Raw genomic sequence first — 22,103 nt, 5'->3', positions numbered from 1 at the left:
CCAACCCGCCGTCCAGCCGTGAGCCCTTACATGCCGTCTCCGCCGTTTCATATCCAGAGCCAATTGAAGCAGGCTTTCGATCGGTTGAACGCGGGGCAGACCGACGAAGCCCGGCGGATTGGGAGCGCGATCCTGAAATCCGCGCCGAAGGAGCCGAACGCGCTTTATTTGATGGGCGTGCTGCATCATCAGAACGGCGACCTGAAAGACGCGGCCAAGTTCTTCGAGAAAAGCTATGCCGCCGACCGGAACAATGCGGCGGCGTTGAGCGGAATGGGCATCGTCCGGCTGGACCAGCAGCGCTATGGCGAGGCGGCGAAAATCTTTGAGGACCTGCGCCGGAAGATGCCGCGCGAAGCGGTCATTCTGAACAATCTGGGCATTGCCTATAGAGGATTGCAGCGTTTCGATCTGGCCATTCCAGCCTTCGAGGCGGCGGTCGCGGCGCAGCCCAACTACCCGGACTCATACGCCAATCTTGGCGGATTGCTGACGTCATTGGGCGAAACGGGACGTGCCCTGGACATTCTGAAGCGCGGCCGACAGCGCTGTCCCAAGGACGGATCGATCCTGCTCAACCTGGCCGACGCCCTGACGACACAGGGGGACCTGAATGGCGCATTGACTGTGCTAAGGGAGGCCGTTCGGGCGGTGCCGTCCGGCCGGGAACTGCGTCTGCGCCTCGCGTCGCTTCTGGTCAACAAGGGTTCCTTTGACGAGGCGCGTGGCCTCTTGAAGGCGCTGATAGCGGAGAATGGCGACGATCCGACCGCCTGGTTCGATTATGCGGATCTGGTCGAGTCCCGGTCCGGCGACGGGGATCGCAGCCCGGCCGACTACCGCAAGGAAGGTCTGGCGGCGTTCCGGCGTCAGGGGCTTGCCGCCGATCCGCCGCCCATCCTGTCGCATCGTATCGCCCAGGCCTATGAAGCACAGGGTGACTATGATGCCGCGTTTCGGTTCTACGGCCGCGCCCAGTCGGCGTTCAAGGCTGGACTGAAAAGCGTCGGCAAGGAGTATGACCGGCGCGGGACCGAGCGGCTTTACGATTCCTTGATCGACATCTTTCGCGACCTGCCGCCGCAGGATTCGGTGCCGCCGGAGAGCGCGCGTGCGTCGCGCCGGCCGATTTTCATCGTCGGCATGCCCCGTTCGGGCACGTCGCTGCTGGAGCAGGTTCTCGCCTCGCATTCCGCGATCGCCGGCGCGGGCGAGTTAATGGACATACCGCGCGTCATAACGGACCGCCTGCCGCCGGATGGTGACTTCGCCGGATTTATCGCAGGCCTGTCCGACAGCGCTTTGGAAGAAATGGCGGCGGAATATCTCGCGTCGCTGGATGCGATCGATCCGAACGCGCGTCACGTGACGGACAAGCTGCCGATCAATTTCGTCAATGTCGGCCTGATCCGCAGACTGTTTCCGGCGGCGCTTATTCTCAATACCGAGCGCCATCCCCTGGATGTCAGCTGGTCGATCTATGTCCAGAAGTTCGGCAGCGATCTGCTCTTCGACCACGATCTGGGCGATATCGGCCATTACTATCGGGAATACGACCGGCTGATGACCTTCTGGCGCGACTGGGATAGCGCCATTACGCCGGTCCGGTACGAAGGCATGGTGGCGGATATGGAAGGGACCGTCATGCCGGTTCTCGGTCGCCTTGGCCTGGATTGGGATCCTGCCATGGCCAAATTCTTCGAGACGGACCGCGACGTTCTGACCGCGAGCCGCCTGCAGGTTCGCCGGCCGATCTACAAGAGTTCGGTCGCCCGGTGGAAACGGTTCGACGGCAAGCTGGGTCCGTTGCTGGCCGAATTGGGCGCCTTGCCCGCGCGTTACGAGGAGTCGCTTTAGCCATGTCGATTTTTGAGAATGCCGGCGATCGTCCGGCCTTCGCCGATATCATCGCACCGGTGACACCCGAAACCTTCTTCGCGGAATACTATGACAGGAAGCCGCTGCATATTCCGGGCGATGCCGGCAAGTTCGGCGGGTTGATGGATTGGGATATCCTGACCCGATTGCTGAACAAGACGGCGATCTGGACCAACAAGTCCCTGATGCTCGTGGCGGACCGTCAGCCGGTTCCGGCGCGCGCCTATTGCGAAAGCGTCGACGACCGGGCGGGCAATTCGGTGCTGCAGCCGGTGCCGGAAAAGGTGATGGAGTTCCTGCGCCAGGGCGCGTCGCTGGTGGCGAACGACATCGATACATTGACGCCGGAGCTGAGCGCGCTTGCCGATGCGTTCGAGGCCGCCTACGACGCCAAGACGCAGGTCAATCTGTATTGTTCCTGGAAGCAGCGCCAGGCGTTCAATTCGCATTTCGATACCCATGACGTGTTCGCCTTGCATGTCGAAGGCGAGAAGGTCTGGCGTGTCTACAAAACGCGGATGCCGCACCCGATCCGTCATGCCCGGCATCAGAACGATGCCTATGCCGAACCGGCCCACGAGCAACAGCGCGGCGATTTGCTGATGGAAGTGACCATGCGGCCGGGTGATGTCCTGTATCTGCCGCGCGGCTGGTATCACGACGCGCTGGCGACCAGCGGCGGCACGATTCACATGGCCTTCGGGGTCACCAGCGTGATCGGCTTGGATGTGATCGGGGCTCTGAGTGATTTCGCGGTCGAGGACGAGGCCTTCCGGATGAACCTTCCACGGTCTGATGCGGGTCCGGAGGCCCTGGCCGCGGCGATTGCGGATCTGGGCGATCGCCTGCAGTCCTTATCGCGGGATCCCGGCGTCCTGGACGCCATCCGGGCGCATCAAGCGGGCTTCCGAAACCATCGCATGGGCTTCGCCCTGCCGGTTGAGGTGGTGGAGAAGCGTTTCGCGCGGACCGGACCCGGTTTCAAGGTTGTTCGGCAGGGCGGTCGGGCTGCGCTGGTCGGGCCACGCGGCGGCGTCCCCATTCCGCCGGGCCGCGAGGCCATTGTCGAATGGGTCGTGGGGCGGCCGTCCTTCGGCAGGGGCGATTATCTGGATGCGCATACCGCCTTGCCGACCGCGGATCTGGACCGGCTGCTGCAGGAGCTGATCGGCATGGGCGTGCTTCGCCCGGAAAACTGACCCGGTCTGGGAGGGTCGTCGTCGTCGGCATCCGTCATTGTGCGGCGCGGCAAAGAATGGCGGGCGCGGGCCCGGCTAACTAGAGGGAAATTCAGCAAGAAGACGGCTTGTTGCAATCTTGTCACATGGCCGGCGGAATAGCGGCTAAGTCCATGCGCGCTCATTGCGTTTCATTCGAACACATGGTTGAAGGTCGACTATCACGTTGTCGTGGTGTGAAACGCCCTGGCGGTTTGTACGACGATGGCAATAAGGACATGGGTTCTAATAGCCGCATGTCGGGGACCACAAAATAGGCGACTAGCCTGGTCTGATTTTGGAGGTATGAAATGAAGAAAGTTCTGTTGACCACGTCGGCGCTGGCCGGTGCGTCCCTGCTGACGGCTGGTACTGCGGCGGCTGAAGCCCCGGTGATGACGTTCTCGGGCGCTCTGGCTTACGAAGCTGTTATGTTTGACGGTGACCAGGCTGACGCCGGTACCGGTTTCAACGTGACGGCGAACGAGCAGCAGTCTGAGCTGGTTTGGGATGCGCGCGGTTCGGCTGACAACGGCCTGAAGTACCGTGCGAACATCCAGTGGCGTTGGGCCAACGGCGGTGCCGGCGGCAACGCTGGTACGTTCGACGAAGCGTGGCTGGACTTCACGGGCGGTTTCGGCCGTCTGTTCATCGGTGGCGAAGACGGCGTGTCCGATCTGGCGGCCGGTACGTCGGGTCACTCGGTTCAGGTTGGTACGTGGGGTACGGACGGCAACAACGCCCTTCGTCACGTGAACTTCCTGGGCATGAGCACGGCTCTGCACTACTACGCTTCGCACGCTGGCATGACCGGTGACGCGAACAAGATCGGCTACATCACGCCGAACTTCGGTGGTTTCAGCGCTGGTGTTTCGTACTCGCCGAACTCGACGTTCCTGCAGGCGCAGGGCACGAACAACGACGGTAACGCGAATGCCTGGGAATTCGCTGCCGGTTGGTCGGGTTCGTTCGGCGACGTGACGCTGGGTGTTGACGGTTCGTACGGCATTGCCGACGACCAGTCCGGTGTGAACGGTGTCGACAACGAAGACGTCGGCTCGTACATGGTCGGTGCGACGGTCGGTTTCGCTGGCTTCCAGATCGCTGGTGCGTTCCTGGACAACGGCGACTCGAACTGCGTGAAGACGGTCACGAATTGTGACGCGGGCGACGGCTGGAACGTCGGTGCGTCTTACAACTTCGGCCCGGGCGCAGTGTCGATCATGTACCAACAGTCTGAGAACGACACGGACGGCAACGGCCAGGACGACGAAGTCTCGATCCTGCACGCTGGTGTGAACTACAACATCGCGGAAGGTCTGTCGGCTCACCTGAACGGTTACTGGTTCGACCTGGAAAACGAAGCGGGCTCCGGCGTCGCTGCGAACTCCAACGACGCGACCGTCGTGATCCTGGGTACCCGCGTTACCTTCTAATTGCGGAAACCCATCGGGTTTGGGAAGGGGCGGCTTCGGCCGCCCCTTTCTTTTTGGGCACCCCCATCTTTACGGCCCCCCTTCTTTAAGGCCCTTGCCACGCATGTCGGTGGGTGGGGTTCTCTCGTCCGGCGGGCTTGCCGGGAGTCGAAATATTCAGTACCAAGGACGCGAGTATCCGGAGCAACGGACCGGTGGTTGGATAGATGCGGCGCCTTCGATTTGTACTTATGACGATGTGTCTTGCGGCTCTCGCGGCATGCGGCGGTTTCAAGCCCGTCGATGTCGAGCGAGATGCGCTGACTCGTGACATGCGCGCGCAAGGCAGCATCTTCGGCGATTCAATCACCATCGGGGGCGACAGCCCCGCCGGTGCGGGCGGGCCAGGCGGCATCGCGGTGAACGGATATCTGTGGCGGGCGTCGCTGGATACGATCGCCTTCTTTCCGATGGCGCAGGTCGATGCCCATGGTGGCGTGATTATCACCGAATGGTATTCGCTGCCTGAGGCGCCCAACGAACGCTACAAGATGCAGGTCTATATTCTGAACCGGGAATTGCGGGCGGACGGTGTGCGGGTGTCGTTGTTCAAACAGGTCCAGGGCGCTGGCGGCGCTTGGACGGACGCGCCGATTGCCGAAGGGTCCGCGGCGCGTATCGAAAATGCCATCCTGACCCGTGCCCGGCAGTTGCGCATCGACAGCCAGGCGATCTTGAACTGATCGAATTCTTTCGTCCGGAAAATTGTTGCAAGGGTGTAACGATGCCGAGAACCGCGCCTTCACCCTCAAAGAACATCCTGCGCCGAGCGATTTTGCTGTCCGGGGCCGCCGTCGCGCTTACTTCCCTGGCGGGCTGTGGGTTTCAGCCGGTCTATGGCACGTCTTCCCACGATACGAGCCGCGACACGACCCTGGATCTGGCGGCGACCAAGATTGGGATCATCAAGGATCGCGAAGGTCAGTTCCTGCACAATCTCTTACTGGACCGGTTCAATCCGTCGGGCCGTCCGGTGAAACCGCTCTATGTTCTGTCGACGGAGTTGGACGTGACCTCCAGGGATCTGGGCGTCCAGTTGGATGCGACGACAACCCGCGCGGAAGTGCAGGTGTTTGCCTATGCGACCTTGTCGGCCTTTGAGGAGACGTTCCAGTTCCAATCCCGGGCGGTGGCGAGCTACTCGACGTCGGAATCCGACTATGCCGCCCTGGTTGCCGAGCGGAACGCCATCGAGCGATCGCTTCGCGTGATTGCCGACGATCTTCGGCTGCAGATCGCCACATTTTTCGAGAAGCGCCGCCTGGTTCAGGGCTAGGCCGGTCGGATGGTGAAGATTGCCACCGGCGCGATCGACGGATTTCTGCGCAAACCGCCTCCGGATCTGCGTGCGGTTCTGTTTTACGGACCGGATTCGGGGTTGGCGCGGGAAAGGCTGACCGCGCTGGCGCTGACGGTGGTGCCCTCCCTGGATGATCCCTTCCTGGTCGCCGAGTTGAACGCGGAGTCGGTGAAATCCGATCCGGGCTTGCTGGGCGACGAGGCTGCGGCGATCGCTATGACCGGCGGTCGGCGGGTGGTGCTGATCCGCGACGCGGCGGATTCCCTGGGCGATGCACTTCTGTCCTTCCTCGACGATCCGGTCGGGGACGCGCTGGTTCTGGTCACATCGGGGGAACTGGCCGCGAAATCCAAACTGCGCAAAGCGTTTGAAGCGGCCCCCTGCGCCGCCGCCCTGCCCTGCTATCTCGACGAGGCCGGCGGCATCGACCGCTTGATCGACGAGGGATTGCGGCCCATGGGGGTTCGGATCGATCGGGAGGCGCGGCACTATCTGGTGGACCATCTCGGGTCGGATCGCGGTGTGAGCCGGTCGGAGATTGAGAAACTGGCCCTCTATGCCGGGCCGGAAGGTCATCTGGATGTCGATACGGTCGCCACCCTGATCGGGGATAGTTCGGTTTCGACCATGGACGACGTCATCTATGCGATGGTCGATGGAGAATCCGGGACTTTGGACCGGGCGCTGGATCTGGCGGCGGAAGAGGCGGTCGCGCCGGTTTCCCTGCTGCGGATGGCGGGCAATCACATGCTAAGGCTGCGGCGGGTACAGGATCTCGTCGCCGCCGGGACCCCGCTACCGGGCGCCATGGCGGCACTGAAACCGCCGATCTTCTTCAAGGTGAAGGCGCGGTTCGAGGCCAGCGTGAAGCGTTGGTCCCCTATCGCGGTGGGCGAGGCCCTGACCTTGCTGTTGGAGGCGGAGGCGGCGTGCAAGCGCAGTGGGGCGCCGGACTGGGTCCTCTGTCATCGAACCCTGCATCAGGTCGGCGCCCTGGCCCGGCGGCAAGGCGGACGGCGGCCCGGGCGGCGCTGACGGTGACGCCTGTCGCCGCCGTTCAGGCTACATCTCCACGATGTCGGCTTTGGCCGGGACGCCGCCGCGGTTCAATCTCTCGATGACATCGTCCAGCTGATCGAAATTGTCGAAGCCGATGCTGAGGCGCCCGGATTCTCCTCCGCCCATGAGATCGATCGACACGGTCATGCCCAAGAGATCGGACAGGCTGCGCTCCATGGCGGCGGTGTTGGGATCTTTCTCCGCCGGCGCGGCAGTCGTACCGCCGCCGGTGCCGGCGCTGCCTTCGATCCGACCCTTGAGCTTGCGCATGCCGGTTTCGGTCCGCGCCGCGTTCGGCTTGGAATCCTGCACCAGTTTCTCGGTCTGGCGGACATTCAGGCCCTTCTTGACGATGTCCTGGGCCAACGCCTCGGCATTGGATGCGCCCAATAGCGCGCGGGCATGGCCGCTGGTGATCAACCCGTCGTCCAGAAGGCTTTTCAGCTCTTCCGGCAGGCCCAGCAGCCGCAGCATATTGGCGACATGGCTGCGGCTCTTGCCGACGGCCTTGGCCAGAACGTCCTGGGTGTGCCCGAACTCCTCGATCAGGCGCTGATAGCCTTCGGCTTCCTCCAGCGGGGTCAGATCCTCGCGGTGAATGTTCTCGATCAGCGCGATCTCAAGCGTGTCGGAATCCGACAGTTCCTTGATGACGACCGGCACTTCGTGCAGCTGTGCCCGCTGGGCGGCCCGCCAGCGGCGTTCGCCGGCGACGATCTCATAGGCGTTGGCGTCGTCGGGATGCGGCCGGACCAGCAGTGGCTGCAGCACGCCCTGCTGGCGGATCGAATCGACCAGGCCGTCGATCGCCGCTTCGTCGAAGCGTTTGCGCGGCTGGCTGGGATTGGGCCGCAGGAATTCGATCGGTACCGTCTTGGAGGTCCGGACGGCCGGCTCGCTATAGCCGCCGCCCATGTCGCTGTCTTCACCGAACAGGGCGGACAGGCCCCGTCCCAATCCGCGCTTGCGTGTGTCTTCCGCGGCCGCCGTCATGCCGAAACCCTCCTCTCGCGCTTCAGGACCTCGCTCGCCAGGTGGATATAGGCCTGCGATCCCCGGCAATCCATGTCGTAAAGGATGACCGGCTTGCCGTAGCTCGGCGCCTCGGACACCCGGACATTGCGGGGAATGACCGTTTCGTAAACCTTGTCGCCCAGATGCGCCCGGACGTCGGCGGCCACCATGTCGGACAGATTGTTGCGGCGGTCATACATGGTCAGGACCACGCCCTGAATGTCGAGGCGCGGGTTGAAGGCGCGCTTCACCCGCTCGATCGTGCCCATCAGATGGCTCAGGCCCTCCAGCGCGTAGAACTCGCATTGCAGCGGCACCAGAACGGAATCCGCGGCGCAGAGCGCGTTCAGGGTCAGCAGGCCGAGCGCGGGCGGACAATCGATCAGGACATAATCATATTCCGTGACCGCGCCGCGCAGCGCCTCGCGCAGCCGAAACTCGCGGCGGTCTTCCTCGACCAGTTCGATCTCTGCCCCCGACAGATGGATCGAGGCCGGGACGATGCTGAGGCCGGGGATCGCCGTGGCGACGGCAACGGCTTCCGCCCGCTCCCGCCCGAACAGCAGATCGTAGGAGCTGAGCGCCCGATCGCGGCGGTCGATGCCGAGGCCGGTCGAGGCGTTCCCCTGGGCATCGATGTCGACGATCAGGACCTTCTTTTCACAGGCCGCCAAAGCCGTGGCGAGATTGATGGCCGTCGTCGTTTTGCCGACACCGCCCTTCTGATTTGCGATGGCCACAATCCGGGCCGTGCCATCGGCGCGGGGCCGGGTCAATTTTTCGGGCAACTTCGCATACATCGGCGCAATTCCTTCCTTGCTGTGCCAACGTCGCGGCGTAAGTCGCGGGATCGCGGGCGCCACGCCGGCCCTATATCGGGCCCGGCACGATCCGCGCTATCTCCCCTGCCCGTCTGCCTGCTACGGCGAACCCGCCGTATCGGACCGTTTCAGCCCTGTGACCGACAGAATCACGGAATCCGGATCAACCCGGCTCGGAATCGTGCTGTAATTTATATACCATCCATATTTTGCGGCAGTCAATTCCTCTTGGTGCCGTTTTCCCTTCAGGAAGAGCCCGAGAGTAGATTTTCCCCAGAATGGGAATGCCAAGCTTAGAAGATCTGGAAGCGGCGCCAGGGCGCGGGCCGTGATGATGTCCGCCGGTGGCAAGTCGACCGTTTCAGCCCTTTTGGCGTGGACGGTCAAATGCGCGGAGACGCCGGCGGCCCGGCCGGCCTCGCGCAGGAAGGCGCATTTGCGAGTGTCGGATTCGATCAGATGGGTTTCAAGTCCGGTGAGGATGCAGAGCACCAAACCTGGAAAGCCTGCGCCGCTGCCCAGATCGACAAGGCGGGTCGATCCGGGCGGAATGAGGGAGGCGAGCTGTGCGGAATCCAGGAAGTGCCGGGACCAGAGGTCCGCGACGGTTTTCGGGCCGACGAGATTGATGCGCTTCTGCCATTTTTCCAGCAGACCCGCATAGAGAGTCAGGGCATCCATTGTTTCACGTGAAACGCCCGTAGAATTCTGAAAATCCGAAGGAGAGAACCCCGAGGCCGATGGCGAACCGGGTCGCCCGCGGTCGATGCCGGCCATGACTCTAAGCGGCTTTCGTATCGCCGCGCTTTACATGCCGCATCAACGCGACAACAGCGGCGGGCGTGACGCCGGGAAGACGGGCGGCTTGACCCAGAGTGCGCGGCCGCGCGCGGCTCAGGCGCTGCACCATCTCATTGCTCAGCCCGCCGACCGTCGCGAAATCGAGATCTTCCGGCAGATGCAGAGCCTCGTCACGGCGATAGGCGCGGATATCGGAATCCTGACGCTGCAGATAGGCGGCGTATCGGGCATCGATCTCGATCTGTGGCGCGATGGCGCGATCAATCTGGGAGAGTTGCGGCCAGATCGCCACGATCCGTTCGAGCGTCATGTCCGGCAGAGCCAGGACTTCGGCCGCGCTGCGAATCTTGCCATCGGCGCGCACGGTGATGTCGTGCCGTCCAAGTTCCTGGGGTGTTGCCCTGAGATCCTGCATCAGCTCGCGCGCCGCGGATAGGGCGGTGTGCTTCCGATCCCAGGCCCGCTCGCGCTCTGGGGAAAGGCATCCGATCTGCTGACCCAGGGGGGTCAATCTTTGGTCGGCATTGTCGGCACGCAGACGCAACCGGTACTCGGCGCGGGAGGTGAACATCCGGTAAGGCTCGTCGGCGCCGCGCGTGGTCAGATCATCAATCATGACCCCGATATACGCGTCCGCCCGGTCCAGGATGATCGGCTCCGGATTGCCGCCGACATTTCGGGCGGCATTCAGCCCGGCCATCAGCCCCTGCGCGGCGGCTTCTTCATAGCCGGTCGTTCCGTTGATCTGACCGGCGAGATAGAGGCCCGGGACGCGACGGGTTTCCAGAGTCGGATGCAGTTCCCGAGGATCGACATGATCGTATTCGATCGCATATCCCGGGCGCAGGATTTCGGCTGTCTCCAGCCCCGGAATGGTCTTCAAGAAAGCGGCCTGCACCGATGCCGGGAGAGAATTCGAGATACCGTTCGGATAAACGGTCGAATCATCTAAACCCTCCGGCTCGAGAAATATTTGGTGCCGAGGCTTGTCCGCGAATTTGACGACTTTGTCTTCGATCGACGGACAGTATCGCGGGCCGATCCCCTCAATCATTCCGCCATACATCGCGGACAAGTGAAGATTGTCGCGTATCGCGGTATGGGTCGCGTCGTTGGTATAGGTGATGTGACACGGGATCTGGGGCACCGTGATCTTGTCGGTCAGCATCGAGAAAGGTTCGGGCACCGGGTCCGCATCCTGTCGGTCGAGGCCCGACCAATCGATGGTATTGCCGTCCAGTCTTGGCGGGGTCCCGGTCTTCAGGCGACCCAGGGCAAACCCGGCCCGTTCCAAAGTTTTGGAGAGCCCCAGGGCAGGAGCATCGCCGACCCGGCCGGCCGGGATACGCTCCTGGCCGCAGTGGATCATGCCGCGCAGGAAGGTCCCCGTGGTGAGCACCACCGCGCCGGTTTCAAGGGTCTTGCCGTCGCCCAGGACAATCCCGGTTAGTCGACCGCTCGGATCAAGGATCAAGTCTTCCACTGCCGCGGCGTGTAGCGTCAGATTGGCCTGGGTCGCCAACTCGGCTTGCATGGCTTCGCGATAGAGTTTGCGGTCCGCCTGGGAGCGCGGTCCTTGGACGGCCGGCCCTTTGCTCCGGTTCAGCATCCGGAACTGGATCCCGGCCTGGTCGATAACCCGGCCCATCACCCCGTCCAGGGCGTCGATTTCCCGGACAAGGTGTCCCTTACCCAACCCGCCGATGGCGGGGTTACAGGACATTTCCCCGATGGTTTCCAGCTTATGGGTGACAAGCAAGGTGTCGGCGCCGAGACGCGCCGATGCGGCGGCCGCCTCGCAACCGGCATGTCCGCCGCCTACGACGATGACGTCCCACTTCGTCTTGGGGAGGGTTTTGTCCGCGCCCATGGCCTCGGATCCTTTCCGCGCGAGGATATACGCCGAGGAAGAAATCGGGTCAATAGAAACGATGGTTCGGTCCGCATTTCACAGGGGCGAGACGGGAAATGTTTCACGTGAAACATCGGCTGCTGGGTGACGTGACAAGTGGCCAAGGCAGAGAGGATCGGAAAGCAGGACCTTCGTGAAAGTGTGTAGCAGACAATCCCATCAGGACCCGAGATTAAACCAATCCACAGGCCATTGGTGGTGTTTCACGTGAAACATTGCCCTACTTGCCGATACAAAACTCGCCAAAAAGAACATCCAGAACGGCCTCAACATCTACGCGTCCGGTTATGCGGCCCATCTCACTCAGGGCCAGGCGGATATCCTCTCCAGCCAAAGCCGCCTCTGGCTGAGAAAGGGCGCGCTCAAGGGCTTCGGTCGCACGGGAAAGGGCATCCCGGTGTCGCGCGCGCACCGCAACGGCCCCGGCGGAAACGGCCAACCTATCTCTGCAGGCTGCTTCCAATGTCTTGAGCAGATCCCCAATGCCGGCGCCTGTTTTGGAGGAAACGGGGATTACGGTGTTCCCTGCATGACTGACATGAGAGCTCAGGTCCGCTTTCGTCAGGACAGAAATCACATCGCTTTCGGCACGCTGGACCCTCTCATGCGACGGCGTGCCAAAGTCGGCGGCATCATCGCTCAGAAACAGGACAAGGTCAGCGCTCTCTGCCGTCCGCAGGGCGCGACGCACCCCCTCTTCTTCAATCTGATCCCGCGTATCGCGCAGGCCGGCGGTATCGGCAAGGGTCACAAGATAGCCCCCGAGATCCATGCGTACCTCAACAACATCCCGTGTGGTCCCGGCAATGTCGGAGACGATGGCGGCTTCCCGCCCAGACAGCCGATTAAGCAGCGACGACTTCCCAACATTCGGCGCTCCGACAATCGCTACACGGACGCCATCCCGGATCCCCGAAGACAGCGCGCCCAATTCAATATCTTGCGTCCACTCCCTCAGCAGAGCCCGGATCTCGATTTCATTACGGTCAAGCATCGACTCCGGCAGGTCATCCTCCGGAAAATCCACGGCCGCTTCGAGATAAGCCAGCACCCGCACCAGCCGATCGGTCCAATCCTGATACCGGTCCCGCCCCTCCCCGGCCGCGAGCCGGAGGGCCAACCGACGTTGGGCTTCGGTCTCAGCGGCAATCAAATCGGACAGGCCTTCGACTTCGGTCAGGTCCATCCGGCCATTGGCGAAGGCGCGGCGGGTGAACTCCCCCGCCTCGGCCTGACGGCATCCTTCGAAATCGGACAAGGCGTTCAGCAACGCATTGATGGAGGCGACCCCGCCATGCCCTTGAAACTCGGCCACATCCTCACCGGTAAAAGTGCCCGGCCCCGGCAGCCAGAGAACAAGGCCGTGATCCAGGACCTCCCCGGATGCGGGATGTCGCAAAGGCCTGAAAACGGCGCGCCGGGCCTCGGGCAATGCGGACAGACCGGCCACCGCACACACTGCCTGAGCCGCGGCCGGGCCCGAGACCCGGATCACGGCGACACCCGCGGGCGCCGGGCCGCTGCCCAGGGCAAAAATCGTATCGGTCATATCAGAAACCCGCTGCAAATGGCCCGCGCCCAGTGCCTCAGTCGCCGCCCTTCTTACCATCCGTGGCGCCGCCCATCTGGGCCCAGAACATCTTCTGCAACTGCTCCATGCCCTGAATCGATGCCGGAAGCCAGGTCTGGAACAGCGCCTCCGGTTCCAAAGCTTTCAGGTTGGCTTCCATCCGCTCCTGAATCTGACGCATCAGGGCTTCCTGCATCGGCGCGACATCGGGAAGTCCCAGAAACCGGCGGGCCTCATCGGGGGTGCAATCGATATCGATCGATATCTTCATCCGGCGTTCCTTTCCATGTTGCGTTGCCCAATTGCGCTGCTCCGGCCAAACGATCGGTCGGGTGCCGGTTGGCGTATCCCGCCGTTCATCCTATGTAGAGAACAGGCGCTGTCCAGTGCCGCCGCGCCGACAACAGGCACCTGAGATCTGGGAGGGGACATGACCGGCAACGCGCTGGGGCAGGAAACGAGCCCCTATCTTCTGCAACATCAGGACAATCCGGTGCATTGGCGGGCCTGGGGTCCGGACGCCCTCGCCGAGGCGGCGGCGGAAAACAAGCCGATCCTGCTCTCCGTCGGATATGCCGCCTGCCATTGGTGTCATGTCATGGCGCATGAGAGTTTCGAGAACTCCGCGACGGCCGCCCTGATGAACGAGCTGTTCGTGAACATCAAGGTCGACCGGGAAGAGCGGCCGGATATCGACACGATCTATCAGTCGGCCTTGGCCATGCTGGGTCAACAGGGCGGCTGGCCGCTGACCATGTTCCTGACCCCGGCCGGAGATCCGTTCTGGGGCGGGACCTATTTCCCGCCGGAATCACGCTGGGGACGCCCCGGCTTTCCGGAGGTCCTGCGCCAGGTCGCAAAGACCTATCGCGACGCCCCGGACCGCATCGACCAGAATGTGACCGCGCTGCGCGACGGGTTGGCGGCGCTGGCAAACCCGAAATCCGGCGATGGGATCGACCGCCGTACCGCTGATGAGATTGCGGGCCGCATTCTTCAGGCCATGGACCGGGAGCATGGCGGACTGGGCGACGCGCCGAAATTTCCGCAATGCGCCGTCCTGAAGCAGCTTTGGTCGGCGGGCGGGAGATCCGGCGATTCCCGGTATCGCAAGGCGGTGCATTTCGCCCTGCGCCAGATGTGCGAAGGCGGAATCTACGATCATCTCGGCGGCGGTTTCGCCCGTTACACCGTCGACCGGATCTGGTTGGTCCCGCATTTTGAGAAAATGCTGTACGACAATGCGCAGCTTCTCGACATGCTGACCCTGGCCTGGTGCGACGGCGGCAATCCGCTGTACCGGCAGCGGGCGGAGGAAACGGTCGCCTGGCTGCGCGACGACATGACCGTTCCGGAGGGCGCCTTCGCGTCGGCGCGCGATGCGGACAGCGAAGGCGAAGAGGGCAAGTACTACGTTTGGGACACCGACGAAGTCGACGCGCTGCTGGGTGACGCGGCGGTGGTATTCAAAGATCACTACGACATCCGGCCGGGCGGCAATTGGGAAGGGAAGACGATCCTGAACCGCCTCCACCTGGACGCCCTCCCCGATGCGGAAACCGAACAATGCCTGGCGGAAAGCCGAAAGATCCTGCTGGCCGAGCGGGATAAGAGGGTCCCTCCCCTAAAGGACGACAAGGTCCTGACGGACTGGAATGGCCTTACCGTCGCGGCGCTTGCCCGGGCCGGTCGGGTGTTCGACCGGCCGGACTGGATTGAAATGGCGCGGCGCGCCTTCGACTTCGTGGCCGGACCGATGGCGGACGGCGATCGCCTGCGCCATGCCTATCGCGAGGGTCGTGCCCGCCACGCGGCGACAGTGGACGACTATGCCGCGATGATCCGCGCCGCGCTGGCCCTGCTGGAAGCAACCGGCGAGACGGCCTATCTCGATCGGGCTGAAATCTGGGTCGAGGTTCTGGACCGTCACTATCGAGACACGGAAGGCGGCGCCTATTTCCTGACGCCGGACGATGCGGAGGCACTGGTCGCACGGACCAAATCCGGCGGCGACAACGCAACCCCGTCCGGGAACGGGTTGCTGGTCTTCGCACTCGCGCAACTCGCCTGGCGCACGGGCAAGGAACGCTACGGCGCGCGGGCGGAGGAAATCGTTCGGGCCTTCGCCGGGGAGATGGAACGCAATTTTTTCCCCTATTCCAACGTCATCGAGGGGGCACGCTTCCTGGAAGACGGGGCGCAGATTGCCGTCATTGGTCCGTCCGGCGATCCGGCGACGGAGGCTCTGCGACGGGCCGCCGAGGCCGCGCCGCTCGCCGACCGGATGATCGCGGCCTATGGCCCGGACGATCCGCTGCCGGCCAACCATCCCGCCGCCGGCAAGGGCATGGTAGACGGGCAAGCCACGGCCTATCTCTGTCGCGGGCCCGTCTGTTCGTTGCCGATCACCGAGGCGGCGGCTTTGCGCGACGCGCTGGTTTCGGCGGCGGAATAGTCCGGATTAGTGCCGTGACCGCCGAAAACTGTTGATCCATTGACGGTTGGCCCGGGCGGAAACGCGGACTAGGTTTCTCACGCAGTTTCAATCAACCTCACGGGAGGAGCAGGGTTCATGGCGAAGGCAGTTCGCATCCACACGGCCGGCGGGCCGGAGAATATGGTCTTTGAGGATGTCCAGGTCGGCGCCCCGGGACCGGGCGAAGTCCGCATCAAACAGGATTTCTGCGGGCTGAACTATATCGACGTCTATCACCGCACGGGCCTCTACCCGTTGGAACTGCCCAGCGCAATCGGCCTGGAAGCGGCCGGCGTTGTCGAGGCGATCGGCGACGGCGTGACGGAACTGGCGGTCGGCGATCGGGTCGCCTATGCGGCGCCGCCGGTCGGCGCCTATGCGACCGAACGCCTGATGCCCTGGCACCGCCTGATCAAGCTGCCGGACTCGATCAGCAACGAGGCCGCGGCCGGCATGATGCTGCAAGGCATGACGGTCGAATATCTGATCCGCCGAACCTACCCGGTTCAGCCGGGCGATACGGTCCTGTTCCAGGCGGCTGCGGGCGGGGTCGGTCTGATTGCCTGCCAATGGCTGAAACAGATCGGCGCCACCGTCATCGGTACGGCCGGGTCGCCGGAAAAGGCGGCGCTGGCGAAGGCCCATGGCTGCGACCACGTCATTCTCTACGGGCAGGAAGACGTTGCGAAGCGCGTTCGCGAAATCACCGACGGGGCCGGGGTGCCGGTCGTCTATGACGGTGTCGGGGCGGCGACGGTCGACGGATCCCTGGATTCCTTGCGCCCGCGCGGCATGTTCGTCAGCTTCGGCAACGCGTCCGGACCGATTCAGAACTTCAATCTCGGCACGCTGTCGGCCAAGGGCTCGCTGTTCATGACGCGGCCTACCCTGATGACCTATACCGCCAGCCGCGAAGATCTGGTCGAATCGTCCACCGCCCTGTTCGATGCTTATGCCAAGGGGCTGAAGATCGAGATCAACCAGCGCTATGCCTTGGCGGATGTCGTCCAGGCCCACAAGGATCTGGAAGCCCGCAAGACCACAGGATCGACCCTGCTGGTCGTCTAAAGCGGAAAACCGGGCGGGATGGGGGCCATGACGCACCCTCTCGCCCGGAATTTCCGGGACGCCTCCATTTCCTGATTGGGTCTGGCGACTCGGTGGCTAGGCATGATGCGGAATCCGGTGCGCCATGGCCCGGAAATGCGCATCATACGTAAGCGACCCGCTACATATTGGGGCTGAAACGGTCCGAAGAACTGCAATTGTTGTTTTCGGCGCGGATTCCTCAATTGCTACTGCGTCTTACCGCGTGATCCTGTGACGCAACACCAAGATATCACCCCTGCCATCCTCCGGTGAGACCGTCAGGACGACCGAATCATCGGACTGGTCCGGCCAATCGACCTCCAAAATCAGCGGCGCCTCGGCGGATGCTGCACCGGCCGCCTTAACCGTTCTCCCCTCGGTCTGCCACACCATCTCAAAATCCCCGGTGCGCGCCTTCTCATCCAAGCCAGCCCCATCGAACCTGTAGCGCAGCATGCACGTCGCACCCTGACCTTCGAGCACTTGCCCGTCCGACAACGGCACGGGCTCCCCGGGCACCAGGTCCAGTTGGGCAAACCGAAGACTGGGGCAGGAAAAGCCCGCGGGTGCGAGCAGCGCCTGGACGGTCACGGCGGCGATGCCGGTCTGATCCGGCGTCTCCGGAGGCTCAAGGACTGGCGCGGCGCTTGATTGCGGGGGACTTGCCGGGATGGGGTCCTGCCAAAGGGTCGCGATGCGATCCCGCTGGGCGTAAAGACCGGCACCCAATGCAAGGACGATACCGACGCCCAAGACCGCCCGCAGCCCGGAAAAACCGCCTTCCTTAGTTGCCGGGGCCGATGGCAGGGCCGGTGCGGCGGTTCCGCCCGGCAAGCTGATCGACAACAACGCGGCCGCCTCTTCCAGGGACGCGATCGCGGTGGTAGCGGGATCGATTGGACCGTCACCTGCCGGAACCAGGAACAGGCATCTCGCGCCTCCCGCCGCCTCCACGTCTCCGGTGGCCTGGCAGGCGGCGACTTTCCGGTCGATATGCCCAACCGGGCGGATCAACAGATCGCGGTCAACCTCCCCCGTTGCGAAAATGACGATGTCGGCCGGATCGCGGGGTCCGGCCAGGCGTCCATGAACCATCAGCAAATGTGCCAGAAGGACACCCAGCTGCCAGGAACTGCCGCCGTCGATGCCCCGGTCCAGGTCGATCCGGTAGGAATCGTGTCCGGTCAGCTTCGCGACAATGCCCGACCCGCGCCGCACGAACCGTCCATAGGCGTCGCTGATCGGCAGGGTTTCCGTTGTTCCATTCAGACAGACGACCGGCGGAATGTCGGATTCCTCGGCAGCGACCCTCTGGATAAGGGCCGGCCCTTCCGTTGTCGCAATGTAAACACGCACCCCCATCAGCCGCCTTTCGATCCCCGACCGACCTCCGCCGCGCCCTCAGGCGGAGGACGTCATATCAGATCGATCTCCGTCGCCGGATCCCCGATGGCCGCCAACAGCGGATCGGATCGTTCCAGGATCAATCGAAACATGCCGTCCTGGGGTTCGCCCAGCGCGCGCCTTAGGATTTCCCCATTGCCGCGGGCCATCAACACTTGTGGGGTTTCGGCCCGGTCCGGGATATCGATCAACAGATAGACCTGATCCGGATCCGCGCGGGACGGCCGAATGCGCAGCACGAAGCCTTGCGCCTCCCGCCGGTCCAGCGATCCGCTGCTGGCGGCGGCGGCACGCGGCATCCGACAGGCCGCGATCCGCGACAGCAGGCGATCGAAATCGGCCTTCAGCCGCGTATCCGTCGCCAGCTGCGCCACCAGCGCCGCCGGCAATGGCGCGGTGGGGTCCGTCGCGGCGCGATAAAGTGCTGGAAAAGCGGCGGGTTTCGCCTGTCCCGGCTCGGCGGTATCCAGCCAAAGATCGGCCGCATGACGCGCGCTGAAAGCCGTCTCGATCCGTACTTTCTCCGTGTCGCTTCGAGATTGCCAGGACGCGCCGCTCATGCCGCCTCTCCATACAGAATGAGGAACTGTGCGGCGAAGGCCGCCTGATCGTCGCGATAGGCCTGCGCCCAATCCGATCCGGCTTCCAGGCGGTTCAGAAGTGTACGGACTCGCTCGCGCAGTTCGGCCAAGGGAGCGGCCGCCTCCTGAAACGCCGCCTGAATATCCGGATCGTTCAGCCTGTGTGCCTCGAAGCCTTGCCGGGACAGGGTTTCGAAGGCCTTTCGGGCGCGAAGCGCGGTCTCATCCCCACCACCGCCCACAACATGCAGCGCCGCCAGGGCGAGCTTTTGCAAATGCTCGTCGATCCGGTTCAGCAGTGCGATCCGGTCGGTATAGGTCTGCGGCGCCGCATCCTCGGCAATGGTTCGGATTTCGGCCAGATCCGCCTTGCGCCGCAGGGCCTGGATCAATCGGTGCTGCCCGGTGCCGAAGGTTTCCGCCCGAAGATAGGACAAGGGCAGGCGCAGCAGACGCGCGCCCTCCTCGGCCGGCAGGGTCAGTGCCTCGGTCTCCCGCTTGTTCAGGAACTTGACCGCATCCAGGGGCGCTTCGGCAAAGGCGGCTAGGGGGTTCTCCGGTGCCCATTCGGCGCCGTTCAAATAGGAATCCTCGCCCGGATCGACCTCGCCCGCCTCCCGGTCCGGACCGATCGCATGCATGCGTTCGAACCGGGCCAGCGCATCGCCATCCTCCAGCAGTTCCACCAGGCGCAGGAAGGCCAGGACGACGGTGCGATAGGCGCGGAAGTCGCCGCCCTCCCCGCTTCCCTCCCGACCGGGGCTGCTGGCATCGCGCCAGAAATCCAGCACCGTTTCGTCGTCAATCGCTTCGGGACGGAAATCCCGGCCCAGATCGCGTTCCAGAAAGGCGATTAGGCTGCGGAACTTGCGCTGGGCCTGCACGGTCGGCAGATGGTCGCCCAGAAACTCGTAGAGCGCGCGGGACAGGGCGTTGGCGGCATTCGATTGCGCCGCTACCGTTCCGTCCGGCGCATCGATCCCGGCCACAATGTCGGTCAGCGCCGCAAACCCGATCGCGGCGACCGTGAATTCCAGAAAGGCGGAGAGGATCGGCATCCGGCCGAACCGAACTGCAAAGCGCCCGTCGGGATAGCGCAGCTCGACACCGCCGTCGATCGCGGCCAGCCGTCCCGGAATCTCCGCCCGGCCGGCGAAATGACCCCGGAAGGCGCTGGCCGTGGCCTGGTCCATACCCCAGAACACGCCTTCGAAGCCGTGACGTCCCGCCGTCAGCGCCGCGGCGCGCACCAGATGGACGGTTTCCAGCGCCATGCGTTCATAGGATCGGCAGGCGATGGCCTGGGCCAGGACATGCAGCGCCTTGCGGGAAAATTTCGGTCCGCCCGCGCCCTCGATTTCCGCCAGCGATCGGAACAGATCGCGCAAGGCGGGGCTCTGTCCGGCGGTGATCACCCGATGGGCGGCGCTCAACACGGTCTGGCTCTCCCCTGACTGCCTGTACGGCGCGCTGCGGCGTCCGCGGGCAGAGTAGCCAGCGCCGTCGCCGGGTGTCACGAAAAAGCCGACGGCTCCCATTCCATGGCCCTCCCGTCAGTTGAACGCTGCGCCAGGCGTGGGCCTGGACCAGTACCGACTGGAATTCAGGAAGCGTTCCGCCCCTTTCAGCCCCGCCGTATCCGGCAAAACGGGGGCGCGGCCGGCGCGCAGCGGATAATGCCAATCGGGATCGGCGGCGGCTGTTTCGCTGAAATCGACCGGCGCGGCTTCGCCCGCTTCCTGCCCCCCGGCTTTCATCCACCGGTCCGCGACCCGCAGATAATCCCGCCAATCATGGTCGATCTCTGGATCCTCCATATAGGCATAATCCGCCGCCAACTGTGCCTGCGTGCCGATGTCGGCATGCGGCGCATCCGCTGCCAGCCGCGTTTCGTCGCGCCGGGTTTCCGCCACCAATACGCCGACCCAGCGCGCCCGCTGATAGGCGTTCCAGTAGCGCATGACCTTCTGGACATAGCCGCTGGTATAGCCATGCGGCCGCCATTGCCCGCCGACCCGGGTCAAGCTGCCGCCATTGTAATGCGACAGCGCCAGATCCCAGCGGCGGCCATAGGCGACATAAAGCTTGTGCAGGAAGGCGACCCCCAGGCGCGCATTCAGCCGCGGGTCATAGAGCCTGTCGGCCGAAACACCGAATTCGCCCTGTGCGGTGGCGGGCATGATCTGCATGACGCCGCGCGCACCGGCATGGCTGAGCGCCGAGGCGTCGAAATTCGATTCCACCTGCGCCACCGCCAGCGCCAGGGTCGGCGGCACGACGCCGTCGATCAGCGCCTCCTCCACCAGAATTTTCTGAACCGCCGCCTGGGAGGAACCCGCCGGCGGGGCGATGGCGGCCAGGGCGGGCCTGTCCGAAAAAGTCGGGCCGAGGCCAAACAGCAGGGCGGACGCAGCCAGGACCGGCACGATGCGGCGCGGGAAAATCAGGGTGTTTCGGCGCATCGGCCGCCTCCTTCTTCAAGTTTCGGGGGCATCTTCGGGCCCGATCGACCCTATGGCAGGGCCGGGTGCGGAATCCCGGTCACTCGGACCGAAGCCGCGCCATCCAATCCGCATTCAGGACCGTGACCAGCAGATCAGGGCGGCCGATCCGGCCACGCGCCGCCATCGCCTCCCCCAGCGGCAGGTCCGGCGGGACGGCCAAGACCACCCGCCCTTCTCCCTCCCGAATGGCCGACAGTGCCGCCAGCGCCGCATCGGACAAGGGTGCAAGATCGCGGTCCAGAAAACGTCCGCTGTGATAGACGACCAGCACGTCCCGGCTTTCCATAGGCGTTGCCGCCCCTTCCTGTCCGGGCGGGATCAATGCGGCGGCCAGGATGTCGCTTTTCGTCTCCGGGGCGGTATCCGGCGGCTTCCCCGCGCCCATGGAGACCAGGGCAAGCACCAGAATGGCGAAGAATGCCATGGCGAGGGCCAGGGCGATTTCGGTCATGGCGGTGTCGGCCCCGGTCTGGTGGCGGGCGCTGGCATGGGGCATGGCGAACTCCTGTCGGGTGATCTGCGCAGGCGATCTGCGATGCCGGAATCTATGGGGGGATCGGGCGCGGTTTCGGTTTTTTACCGCCACGCGCAAATCATGGTATAGGACTCGCTCGCGACGGATTAGGAGGGCCTGGCCATGGATCAGAACGACGGTGACGACGACAAGGTGGTAACCCTGTCCAGTCATCCTCGGGCGAAGGTCGTTCCTTTGCCGGAATCCTTCCTGCTGGCCCTGCCGCCGCATCTGGCGCCCTTCGTCCGCCGCGACGCCAATGGGGCGGGTCTCAGCGTCGACGCCTTCCTGAACCAGGAATTCATGGAATACCTGGAAGCCTATTATGAGGACGAGACGCGCAGCCTGGACGATCAGCAGCTCAATCTGCTGCAATTGACCCTGTTCCCCAACGCCGCCGACGGCTGAGCGCGCCTCACGGGATTTGCATTCCGGGCCGCGGTCGATACTCTCCGCGGTTCCGACGCGGTTTCACATAATTTGCAGGA

General features: G+C 63.9%; 20 protein-coding genes. 9 read left to right on the top strand and 11 right to left on the bottom strand.

Annotation, left to right across the window (positions count from 1 at the left end):
* The first annotated feature begins 30 nt into the window (after window positions 1-30).
* From ACO06O_RS19195 to holA, 6 genes are all read left to right on the top strand, one after another.
* Complete coding sequence (locus ACO06O_RS19195; protein ID WP_421883531.1) at window positions 31-1,857, top strand: tetratricopeptide repeat-containing sulfotransferase family protein; 1,827 nt, start codon at window positions 31-33, stop codon at window positions 1,855-1,857.
* A 2-nt stretch (window positions 1,858-1,859) separates the two neighbouring features.
* Complete coding sequence (locus ACO06O_RS19190; RefSeq protein WP_421883528.1) at window positions 1,860-3,077, top strand: cupin domain-containing protein; 1,218 nt, start codon at window positions 1,860-1,862, stop codon at window positions 3,075-3,077.
* Between the two features lie 329 nt (window positions 3,078-3,406).
* Entirely contained in the window at window positions 3,407-4,531 is a 1,125-nt protein-coding gene (locus ACO06O_RS19185; RefSeq protein WP_420416281.1) for a porin, read from the top strand.
* A gap of 230 nt (window positions 4,532-4,761) precedes the next feature.
* Window positions 4,762-5,253: a DUF3576 domain-containing protein gene (locus ACO06O_RS19180; RefSeq protein ID WP_420419178.1), complete on the top strand. Its 492-nt coding sequence runs from the start codon at window positions 4,762-4,764 to the stop codon at window positions 5,251-5,253.
* 41 nt (window positions 5,254-5,294) lie between these two features.
* Entirely contained in the window at window positions 5,295-5,846 is a 552-nt protein-coding gene (locus ACO06O_RS19175; RefSeq protein ID WP_421883526.1) for a hypothetical protein, read from the top strand.
* 9 nt (window positions 5,847-5,855) lie between these two features.
* On the top strand, window positions 5,856-6,905 hold the full coding sequence (gene holA / locus ACO06O_RS19170; protein ID WP_421883523.1) for a DNA polymerase III subunit delta: 1,050 nt from the start codon (window positions 5,856-5,858) through the stop codon (window positions 6,903-6,905).
* Between the two features lie 27 nt (window positions 6,906-6,932).
* On the opposite strand, the gene ACO06O_RS19165 is transcribed toward holA, so the two are convergent.
* The 6 genes from ACO06O_RS19165 to ACO06O_RS19140 all read right to left on the bottom strand — a co-directional run bounded on the left by ACO06O_RS19165 (window position 6,933) and on the right by ACO06O_RS19140 (window position 13,318).
* The gene (locus tag ACO06O_RS19165) at window positions 6,933-7,922 is read right to left on the bottom strand and encodes a ParB/RepB/Spo0J family partition protein (RefSeq protein ID WP_421883520.1); all 990 of its coding nucleotides are present in this window, start codon (window positions 7,920-7,922) and stop codon (window positions 6,933-6,935) included.
* Window positions 7,919-8,743 (bottom strand): ParA family protein, encoded by an 825-nt coding sequence (locus ACO06O_RS19160; RefSeq protein ID WP_420419174.1) that lies wholly within the window; start codon window positions 8,741-8,743, stop codon window positions 7,919-7,921. Before ACO06O_RS19160 ends, ACO06O_RS19165 begins: the two co-directional genes overlap by 4 nt.
* A gap of 120 nt (window positions 8,744-8,863) precedes the next feature.
* Complete coding sequence (gene rsmG / locus ACO06O_RS19155) at window positions 8,864-9,445, bottom strand: 16S rRNA (guanine(527)-N(7))-methyltransferase RsmG (RefSeq protein WP_421883517.1); 582 nt, start codon at window positions 9,443-9,445, stop codon at window positions 8,864-8,866.
* Between the two features lie 100 nt (window positions 9,446-9,545).
* Complete coding sequence (gene mnmG / locus ACO06O_RS19150; protein ID WP_421883515.1) at window positions 9,546-11,435, bottom strand: tRNA uridine-5-carboxymethylaminomethyl(34) synthesis enzyme MnmG; 1,890 nt, start codon at window positions 11,433-11,435, stop codon at window positions 9,546-9,548.
* 262 nt (window positions 11,436-11,697) lie between these two features.
* The gene (mnmE, locus tag ACO06O_RS19145; protein WP_421883513.1) at window positions 11,698-13,026 is read right to left on the bottom strand and encodes a tRNA uridine-5-carboxymethylaminomethyl(34) synthesis GTPase MnmE; all 1,329 of its coding nucleotides are present in this window, start codon (window positions 13,024-13,026) and stop codon (window positions 11,698-11,700) included.
* 37 nt (window positions 13,027-13,063) lie between these two features.
* A complete protein-coding gene (locus ACO06O_RS19140) occupies window positions 13,064-13,318 on the bottom strand; it encodes a DUF6489 family protein (RefSeq protein WP_420419170.1) in 255 nt (84 codons plus the stop codon).
* A 159-nt stretch (window positions 13,319-13,477) separates the two neighbouring features.
* Between ACO06O_RS19140 and ACO06O_RS19135 the strand changes: the two genes are divergently transcribed.
* Both ACO06O_RS19135 and ACO06O_RS19130 read left to right on the top strand, forming a co-directional pair.
* The gene (locus ACO06O_RS19135; protein WP_421883509.1) at window positions 13,478-15,502 is read left to right on the top strand and encodes a thioredoxin domain-containing protein; all 2,025 of its coding nucleotides are present in this window, start codon (window positions 13,478-13,480) and stop codon (window positions 15,500-15,502) included.
* A 117-nt stretch (window positions 15,503-15,619) separates the two neighbouring features.
* On the top strand, window positions 15,620-16,591 hold the full coding sequence (locus ACO06O_RS19130) for a quinone oxidoreductase family protein (protein ID WP_421883506.1): 972 nt from the start codon (window positions 15,620-15,622) through the stop codon (window positions 16,589-16,591).
* Window positions 16,592-16,828: 237 nt separating this feature from the next.
* Here ACO06O_RS19130 and ACO06O_RS19125 read toward each other — a convergent pair whose 3' ends face one another.
* The 5 genes from ACO06O_RS19125 to ACO06O_RS19105 form a co-directional block, all read right to left on the bottom strand.
* Window positions 16,829-17,974, bottom strand: coding sequence for a hypothetical protein (locus tag ACO06O_RS19125; RefSeq protein ID WP_421883504.1), 1,146 nt, complete (start codon window positions 17,972-17,974; stop codon window positions 16,829-16,831).
* Window positions 17,975-18,027: 53 nt separating this feature from the next.
* Complete coding sequence (locus ACO06O_RS19120; RefSeq protein WP_421883501.1) at window positions 18,028-18,576, bottom strand: hypothetical protein; 549 nt, start codon at window positions 18,574-18,576, stop codon at window positions 18,028-18,030.
* Entirely contained in the window at window positions 18,573-20,030 is a 1,458-nt protein-coding gene (locus tag ACO06O_RS19115; protein ID WP_421883498.1) for a hypothetical protein, read from the bottom strand. The genes ACO06O_RS19120 and ACO06O_RS19115 overlap by 4 nt, the downstream gene beginning before the upstream one ends.
* A 120-nt stretch (window positions 20,031-20,150) precedes the next feature.
* On the bottom strand, window positions 20,151-21,059 hold the full coding sequence (locus ACO06O_RS19110; RefSeq protein WP_421883495.1) for a lytic transglycosylase domain-containing protein: 909 nt from the start codon (window positions 21,057-21,059) through the stop codon (window positions 20,151-20,153).
* Between the two features lie 79 nt (window positions 21,060-21,138).
* Window positions 21,139-21,597, bottom strand: coding sequence for a hypothetical protein (locus tag ACO06O_RS19105; RefSeq protein WP_421883492.1), 459 nt, complete (start codon window positions 21,595-21,597; stop codon window positions 21,139-21,141).
* Window positions 21,598-21,738: 141 nt separating this feature from the next.
* Here ACO06O_RS19105 and ACO06O_RS19100 point away from each other — a divergent pair, with 141 nt between their 5' ends.
* Window positions 21,739-22,023, top strand: a complete 285-nt coding sequence (locus ACO06O_RS19100; RefSeq protein ID WP_421883489.1) for a hypothetical protein — start codon at window positions 21,739-21,741, stop codon at window positions 22,021-22,023.
* The last annotated feature ends 80 nt before the right edge of the window (window positions 22,024-22,103 follow it).

This window comes from Pacificispira sp., from assembly GCF_965228185.1.
Classification (GTDB): Bacteria; Pseudomonadota; Alphaproteobacteria; order UBA8366; family Aestuariispiraceae; genus Pacificispira.
The sequence above is the reverse complement of the archived record's forward strand: the minus strand, read 5'-3'. Positions and strand labels throughout refer to the sequence as shown.